Below are 8353 nucleotides of genomic sequence, written 5' to 3' on the forward strand. Positions count from 1 at the left end.
GCAATAAATGAAACTTCTCCGTCGCCGTGCGCAGGGCAGGCAGTGCGTAGTGCCTGACAGGGCTGTATTACAGTGGACTCTAGTCAAGATACTAATGCCATCGGCCACCTGTCTTCGCGTCACACGGCCCGTTGCCGGCGGGAAAACCACCGGCGGCCGTGCTGAAAGGAACACTCGATGACCCTGTCGGTTGCAGTTGCTGCCGTGACGTTTGACCGTCCCCGGGAGCTGGCAGTTCTGCTGAACGCCATCAACAACCAGACAGCAGCGGTTCGCTCCATCTGCCTTGTGGATTCCGGCACGGTCCCGGCCAGGGACGTCGCGGAAGCGCACCGGAATGTGGATTACGTCCGGTCCGAAGCCAACCTTGGCGGTGCCGGCGGATTCTCCCTGGCGATCCTCAAGGCAGTCGCCACCGGCGCCGACTGGATCTGGATGATGGACGACGACGCCGAACCCGCCGACCCGGAGTGCCTGGCCACCCTCGTCCGCGAGGCGGAGGCGCGCGGGCTTGAGGCGGTCGTCCCCCTCGTCGTCGCCCCCGGCCACCCCGACCGGTTGTCCTTCTTCTTCCGTCTGGACGGCAAGGTCACCCACGACCGGGCCGACGTGGAGAAGATCGGTTTCCTGCCGAACGACGGCCATTTCTTCAATGGCGCGCTGATCCGTTCGGATGTCTTTTTCACGGTCGGGTTGCCGGACATGCGCCTGTTCATCCGCGGTGACGAGGTGGACTTCACCATCAGGCTCCGCAAGGCCGGGATCAGGTTCGGCACCGTCACGACGACGGCGATCACGCACCCGCATGCCTTCGCCGAGACCAAGCATGTCTACGGCGCCCGCTGGCATGTGATCGTTCCGGACTCGGCGTTCAAGCGCTACTTCTACTACCGGAACCGCGGCTACCTGATCCGCCGCCACTTCCGGATCAAGTCGCTCGTCGCCGATGTGGGCGGCTACCTCGGCTACTTCACGCGCCGGGGGGACCTCCGGGGCCTCGCGGACTGGTTCGGGGCTTTTTCCGCCGGGCTGCGCGGCAAGGGTTTCGGTCCCCTGAAGGACCAGAAGTTCTAGCGCCTGGGCTGTAGCCGGCGCCGGATCAGCAGTCCGGTGAGCAGCCAGGGCTCACCGAAGACCCGGTAGGCGACGCGCCGCGGGTGGAGGACAAGCCGCCAGGCCCATTCCAGGCCAAGGCGCCCGAGCCAACGCGGCGCCAGTTTCTGGATCCCCGCGATCTGCTCGATCGCCCCGCCAACGGCACAGTAAACCGCCGGAGGCAGCGTCGCCAGCCGGCGCGTGAGCACTTGTTCCTGCAACGGCATGCCGAGCCCGAGCAGAACCAGCTGCGGACGGAACTCTGACAGCCACTGGACGGCGGACTCTTCGAGTTCCTCGTTCCAGCCCTCCCCCGGCATTCCGGCGACCCGGGCGTGCGGGACCAGGGCAGCCAGCCTGTCCACGGCCTGCGCGTTGGCCACGGGGCCGGCCCCGATCACGGCGATCCGCTTGAGCCCCTCGACACTGGCCAGCGCGGGGATCCAGTCCGTGGAACCCAGCCGGTAGTCCATGACCGGGACCTCACCCTGCTGGGCCTCGCCGCCGCGGGCCCAAAGGATGAGCACCGGGGCGCCGTCGATCAGCACGACGTCGCTGTGCTGGTAGAACTCGCGGAAGCCCGGATCGGAATGGCACAGCGTGACGCTGTGGAGGTTGTGGCCCACCACGGTGCGGGTCGTGCCTTCCGCGACGAAGCGGCTGAGCACCGCTGTCAGTTCGGGGACAGTCAGGGGTGTCGCATCCACGTCGAGGACGGGGACGCGCTGTCGCTGGAGGGTCATGCGGTTCCGGCCCCCGGGCTGGGGCGGTCCGCGGCGACAGCGGACGCTTCGGCCACCGGCAACTCTCCTACGGCTTCCTCTTCCGCGGTGGCAGCGGGCTTCTCGGCCACCGGCAACTCCGCCGCGGGTTCCTGGGCAGCGGGCGCTTCGGCTGCAGGCGCAGCAGGCTCTTCGGCCACCGGCAACTCCGCCGCAGCTTCGGGTTCCTCGCCGACGCCCAGCACTTCCGGGACTACCGTGCGGAGCCGCTCCAGGCTGATGGCGCCCTGGCGGACCACCCGCAGCGGCAGTGCGGTGGCGTCAACGATGGTGGACGGCAGCGCCTCGGCACCCTCGGCCGGACGCGGGCCGCCTTCGAGGTAGACCTCCACGGACTCTGCAAGCTGGGCTTCGGCGTCGGCGGCGGTCTGCGCCGCGGCCTGGCCCGTGCGGTTCGCCGAGGAGACGGCCAGCGGCCCGGTCAGCGTCAGCAGGTCCTGGGCGACGTCGTCGGCCGGGATCCGCAGGGCGACGGTGCCCCTGGTCTCGCCGAGGTCCCAGTCGAGGGACGGCTGGGCGTGCAGGATGAGCGTGAGCCCGCCGGGCCAGAACGCCTCGGCAAGGCGCCGGGCCTCGGCCGGAACGTCCGTGGCAAGGCCGTCGAGGGCGTTGAGCCGCGGGATGAGGACAGGCGGGGGCATCTTGCGGCTGCGCCCCTTCGAGGCCAGCAGCAAGGTCACTGCGAGGGGGGAGAACGCGTCGGCGGCGATCCCGTACACGGTGTCCGTCGGGAAGACCACGCACTTGTGCTCCCGGATGGCCCGCTGGGCATGTTCAAGTCCTGCAGCGCGTTGCTCAGCTGCCGTGCAATCGTAGCTAGTCGTCACTGGCCCATTCTTTCATCACTTCATGCGTTGCTTTGGTCACCGCAGGGCAGTCGGGTCGGCGAGGACGGCACTGGTGGCCCGGTCCTTGCCGTTGAGGTCACGATGGGTGGTCACCGCGGTCCACCGCCCGGATCGCTCGAGCATTGCGGCGATCCAGCCGGCCTGGACTTCGGCGTGTTCCATCACGAAGTAGCCGCCGGGCACCAGCAGCCTGGCGGCGGAGGCCGCGGCCGCCGTCGGAAGCTCCATGCCGTTCGCTCCCCCGCCGTACAGCGCCTCGGGCGGATCGTGCAGCGCCACTTCGGGTTCGTTGGGTACCGCTTCGGCCGGAATGTAGGGCGGGTTGGAGACAACGGCGTCGAACGTGCCGTTGAGTTCCGGCAGGGCATCGCGCAGGTCTCCGCGGATGAGGTGGACGCCGAGGGGAGCCAAGTTTTTCGCCGCCCAGGCGTGCGCGAACTCGCTGTATTCCACCGCATGGACTTCCGCGCCGGGGATCTCGTGCGCAATCGAGCCGGCGATGGCCCCGGAACCGGTGCCCAGGTCCACAACCTTGGGGTGCACCAGACCCTGCAGCCGGTCAATCACCAGCTGGACCACGGATTCAGTTTCCGGGCGGGGAATGAAGACCCCCGGCCCGACCGCGAGTTCCAGGTAGCGGAAGTGCGCGACGCCGGTGATGTGCTGCAGCGGTATCCGCTGGGCCCGCTCGGCAACGAGCTCCTGGTAACCGTCCGGGGCGGGCGTGTCACCGAGCATCAGGGCGCGGAGCCGGCCAAGGCCAACGCCAAGCAGGTGCTCGGCGAGGAGTTCGGCGTCCACCCGCGGGCTCGGGACGCCCGCGGCGGCCAGGACGGCGGTGGCCCCGCGGACCGCGTCCGCGAGGCTCAGCCCGGTTCCTTCTGTCATCTCTGCGCGCGCCGGACTAGTCGCCGATGGCGTCGAGGCGGGCCTGTTCGTCCATCTCGATGGCCGACTGGATGACCGGCTCGAGGTCACCGTTCATGACCTGGTCCAGGTTGTAGGCCTTGTAGCCGGTGCGGTGGTCCGCGATCCGGTTTTCCGGGTAATTGTAGGTCCGGATGCGCTCCGAGCGGTCCATGGTGCGGATCTGCGACTTGCGCTGGGCCGAGTTCTCGGCGTCAATCTGCTCCTGCTGGTGGGCCAGGATGCGGGCGCGGAGGACGCGCATGCCGGCCTCTCGGTTCTGCAGCTGCGACTTCTCGTTCTGCATGGCCACCACGATTCCGGTGGGAAGGTGGGTGATCCGGACGGCGGAGTCGGTGGTGTTCACGGACTGGCCGCCGGGGCCGGAGGAACGGTAGACGTCGATCTTGAGATCGTTCTGGTTGATCTCGAGTTCCTCGGGCTCATCCACTTCCGGAAGCACCAGTACGCCGGCGGCGGAGGTGTGGATCCGGCCCTGGGATTCCGTCACGGGAACACGCTGCACGCGGTGCACGCCGCCTTCGAACTTGAGCCGCGCGTAGACCCCCTCGGCCGGATCGTTGGAGTTGCCCTTGATGGCCACCTGGACATCCTTGTAGCCGCCCAGGTCCGATTCGTTGGCGGAAATCATCTCGGTCTTCCAGCCGCGGGATTCCGCGTACCGGGTGTACATCCGCAGCAGGTCGGCCGCGAACAGGGCGGCCTCGTCGCCACCCTCGCCGCCCTTGACTTCGAGGATCACGTTGCGGGCGTCGTCCGGGTCGCGCGGGATCAGGAGCCGGCGCAGCTTGGCTGCGGCCGTCTCCAGCTTGGCCTCCAGCTCGGGCACTTCCGCCGCGAACTCCGGGTCCTCCCCCGCCATTTCCCGGGCCGCCGCAAGGTCGTCCTCGATGCCGTGCCACGCGTGGTACGCCTCGACGATGCCGTTCAGCTGTGCGGAGCGCCGCCCCAGCTTCCGGGCAAGCTTCTGGTCAGCGTAAACAGCAGGATCCCCAAGCTGTGCCTGGATGGCATCATGCTCATCCAACAGGCCCTGAACGGACTCAAACATTTTCAAACCTCTTTCGACTCTTACCAAGTCTAGTTACTGCAACGCGGGGTCACTTACGGCCCATTCCAAGGGCCCCGATGGGCTCTAAGTGACCCCGCGTTGCTGTTGAAGCGGAGTCACTGGTTAACGCAACAACCGCTCGGGTAACTGGCGGCCCGGGAAGGGCCGCCAATTACCGAGCGGTTGACGTCAGCTATTTGTCGTTGTCGGACTTCGCACCAAGCGTCGTCTTCTGCACCTGCATGAGGAACTCGACGTTGCTCTGGGTCTCCCGGATCTTGTTGGTCAGCAGCTCAAGGCTCTGCTGCGTTTCAAGTCCGGACAGGACCCGGCGCAGCTTCCACATGATCTTGACTTCCTCGGGGGACAGCAGGTTTTCCTCACGGCGGGTACCGGACGCGTTGACGTCCACGGCCGGGAAGATGCGCTTGTCCGCGAGCTGGCGGGACAGGCGCAGTTCCATGTTGCCGGTTCCCTTGAACTCTTCGAAGATGACCTCGTCCATCTTGGAACCGGTCTCGACGAGCGCGGTTGCCAGGATGGTCAGGGAGCCACCGTTTTCGATGTTGCGGGCTGCACCGAAGAAGCGCTTCGGCGGGTACAGCGCTGCGGAGTCGACACCACCGGAGAGGATACGGCCGGAAGCAGGTGCCGCCAGGTTGTAGGCACGGCCCAGGCGGGTCATCGAGTCGAGGAGCACCACAACGTCCATGCCCATTTCCACGAGGCGTTTGGCACGCTCGATGGAAAGTTCGGCCACGGTCGTGTGGTCGTCGGCGGGACGGTCGAAGGTGGAGGCGATGACCTCACCCTTGACGGTGCGCTGCATGTCCGTGACTTCTTCGGGGCGTTCGTCAACAAGCACCATCATGAGGTGGACCTCAGGATTGTTGGTGGTGATGGCGTTGGCGATGGACTGCAGGATGAGCGTCTTGCCGGCCTTCGGCGGCGAAACAATCAGGCCGCGCTGGCCCTTGCCGATCGGGGCAACCAGGTCGATGACCCGGGGGCCGATCTTCTTGGGGTCCGTTTCGAGGCGCAGGCGTTCCGAGGGGTACAGCGGGACGAGCTTCGCGAATTCAACGCGGTCCTTGAGTTCCTCGGGGGTCTTGCCGTTGACCGAGGTGACCCGGACGAGGGCGTTGAACTTCTGGCGGGCGGTCTGCTGCTGGCCGCCCTGCTGGGCCTCGCCTTCACGCGGTGCACGGATGGCACCGACGACGGCGTCGCCCTTGCGCAGGTTGTACTTCTTGACCTGGGCGAGGGACACGTAGACGTCGTTCGGGCCCGGCAGGTAACCGGAGGTGCGGATGAACGCGTAGTTCTCCAGCACGTCCAGGATGCCGGCCACGGGCAGCAGGACGTCGTCCTCGGTGACCTCGACGTCGTCGACGTCCGGTCCCTGCACACGCCCCCGACGGCGGTCGTTGCGGTCGCGGAAGCGGTCGTTGCGCGAAGTGTTGTCGCGGCTGTCCTGCCCGCCGGAGCGCTCGGGACGGTCGTTGCGGTCATTGCGGTCGCGCCGGTTGCGGCGGTTCCGGCGGCTGCCGCCGTCACTGTCGTCATTGTCGCGGGTGTTATCGCGGGTGCCAGTGTTGTCGCGGGTGTCGCGGGTGCCGGCGGTTTCGTCGCGGCCTCCACGGGTGCGGCTGCTCTCACGGCGCTGGCCGTCTTCGCTGCCCGGTTCCGCCTGGCGCTGTTCGGAGCGCTGCTCGGAACGCTGTTCCGTGCGCTCGGCCTGGCGCTGCTCGCCGGAAGCCTGCTCGGCCGGCGCCTCGACGGCGGGTGCAGCCTGGGCTGCGTTCTGCCCTGTGTTCTGCCCTGTGTTCTGCCCTGCGCCCTGTCCGCCGGACTGCTCGGCAGCTTCGCCGCGGCGGCGGTTGCGGGTGCGGGGCTGGCGGGTACGTTCGCTGCCTTCCGTCGCGGAGGTGGCAGAGCCGGACTCAACAGTGCCGGCCTCGGCGGAAGCGGCCGGCGCCTCCACTGCGGGTGCGGCCGGGGCCTCGGCCGCGGGGGTCGTGATGACGCCATCGCTGCCGGCGCGGCGGCTGCGTCCGCGTCCGCGGGCACGGGGGTTTTCCTGGGCCGGGGCTTCGGACTCGGCTGCGGCAGGCAGTGCGGCCGGGGCCGCGGACTGGGCCACGGTGCCGTTGTCGGTCGCCTTCGCAGCGGCGCGGGTCGGCGCCTTGCTTACCGGAGTACCGGCGCGGTGTGCGGAAATGGCGGACACAAGATCGCCCTTCCGCATCCGGGAACCGCCGGAAATCCCCAGCTGGCTCGCAAGAGCCTGCAGCTGGGCGAGCTTGAGGCCTGCAAGGCCGCTGCTCTTGGCGGGTGCGGCCGTTGACGATCCGGCAGCAGAAGATGATGTTTCCACAGCTGAAGACAGCTCAGTGGTTTCGGTCACGAAGGATCCTTCCCCCTCGACGGCGCCCAGACTAGGAGCTGGACGCGATGATTTGATCTGGGCTGCAGTTCAGATCTGCAGCCGGGATTTCGGCCTTGCCGGATGGATGTTGGCCAGCACGGCCGGATACAGCTACACCTGGCGCGTTCCGGAAGAAAAGGAACGGCGGGCTGACTTTTCAGGGTGCAGAGATATTTCTGCGGATTCCTGCGTCAGACCAAAAGCAGGTGGCACCGGAAAATATTGCGCAGTAAAAGATGAGAGAGGCAACTTGGCCAACATCGCGGTCTTTGAACAGTAACTGAATTACCGCCTGCGTGATTACCGCCGGTGCACTTCCACTTTAGCACCTTCAACGTCCACGGCCAGCTTCATCACACGCCAGCCCACGTCCGGCGTGTTGCCGGACGTGAAAGCGCCGATGAACTCCACCGCGGCCTCGGCCTGGGCCGCTCCATTGGCAAGGACCAGCACGGTGGGGCCGGCCCCGGAGACAACGGCGGCAAAGCCTGCCCGCCGCAGCGCGGCGATGAGGTCCGCGCTCGGCCGCATGGCCTCGGCGCGGTAGCTCTGGTGCAGGTAATCCTCAGTCCCGGCAAGCAGGAATTCCGGTTTCTGCGTCAGGGCGTGGATCAGCAGGGCCGCCCTTCCCGAATTCATCGCCGCGGCGTGGTGGCCCACCGAGGCGGGCAGCAGCGCACGGGCAGCCTCGGTGGACAACTCAAAGTCCGGCACAGCGACCACGGGGATGACCGCAGGGGCGACCGCCGCGCAGGTGCTGCTGTACCGGTCACTGTCCTGCCACGACAGCGCCAGTCCACCGAAAATCGCCGGTGCGACGTTGTCGGGATGGCCTTCCATTTCACTGGTGAGCTGCAGGACCCAGTCCTTGTCCCGGTGCGACGCCTCCGGAACGAGGGCGTTGGCGGCGGTCACCGCGGCAACGACGGCACAGGCCGAGGAGCCCAGGCCGCGGCCATGCGGATTGACGTTGTCTGCCGTGATCCTCAGGCCCTCGTGCCGGAAACCAAGGCGGTGCAGGGCCTCCGTGATGGCCCTCACCACCAGATGGGTGGCGTCACGGGGCAGGGATTCGGCTCCTTCCCCGCTGAGCTCGAATTCCAGCTCCCCGCTGTCCAGGGTTTCCACCGTCAGGGTGTCGAACAGCGACAGCGCCAAGCCGAGGCTGTCATATCCGGGGCCAAGGTTCGCGCTCGTGGCGGGTACCCGGACCGTGACGAGC

Annotated in this window: 7 protein-coding genes; 1 reads left to right on the forward strand and 6 read right to left on the reverse strand. The window is 67.5% G+C overall.

Annotated features, from left to right (window positions below; genetic code table 11):
- Positions 1–177: 177 nt before the first annotated feature.
- On the forward strand, positions 178–1074 hold the full coding sequence (locus BJQ90_RS17825; RefSeq protein WP_226761544.1) for a glycosyltransferase: 897 nt from the start codon (positions 178–180) through the stop codon (positions 1072–1074).
- Here BJQ90_RS17825 and BJQ90_RS17830 read toward each other — a convergent pair.
- From BJQ90_RS17830 to thrB, 6 genes are all read right to left on the reverse strand, one after another.
- The gene (locus tag BJQ90_RS17830) at positions 1071–1838 is read right to left on the reverse strand and encodes a WecB/TagA/CpsF family glycosyltransferase (RefSeq protein WP_226761545.1); all 768 of its coding nucleotides are present in this window, start codon (positions 1836–1838) and stop codon (positions 1071–1073) included. The genes BJQ90_RS17825 and BJQ90_RS17830 overlap by 4 nt on opposite strands.
- The gene (locus BJQ90_RS17835) at positions 1835–2704 is read right to left on the reverse strand and encodes an L-threonylcarbamoyladenylate synthase (protein WP_226761546.1); all 870 of its coding nucleotides are present in this window, start codon (positions 2702–2704) and stop codon (positions 1835–1837) included. The genes BJQ90_RS17830 and BJQ90_RS17835 overlap by 4 nt, the downstream gene beginning before the upstream one ends.
- 36 nt (positions 2705–2740) lie before the next feature.
- Positions 2741–3613 (reverse strand): peptide chain release factor N(5)-glutamine methyltransferase, encoded by an 873-nt coding sequence (prmC, locus tag BJQ90_RS17840; RefSeq protein WP_226761547.1) that lies wholly within the window; start codon positions 3611–3613, stop codon positions 2741–2743.
- Between the two features lie 16 nt (positions 3614–3629).
- Positions 3630–4703 (reverse strand): peptide chain release factor 1, encoded by a 1074-nt coding sequence (gene prfA, locus BJQ90_RS17845; protein ID WP_226761548.1) that lies wholly within the window; start codon positions 4701–4703, stop codon positions 3630–3632.
- A gap of 193 nt (positions 4704–4896) precedes the next feature.
- Entirely contained in the window at positions 4897–7110 is a 2214-nt protein-coding gene (gene rho, locus BJQ90_RS17850) for a transcription termination factor Rho (RefSeq protein ID WP_226761549.1), read from the reverse strand.
- A 321-nt stretch (positions 7111–7431) separates the two neighbouring features.
- Positions 7432–8353: homoserine kinase (gene thrB / locus BJQ90_RS17855; RefSeq protein ID WP_226761550.1), on the reverse strand; the 922-nt coding region annotated here is incomplete at its 5' end.

Source organism: Arthrobacter sp. SO3, assembly GCF_020532825.1.
Lineage (GTDB): Bacteria > Actinomycetota > Actinomycetes > Actinomycetales > Micrococcaceae > Arthrobacter.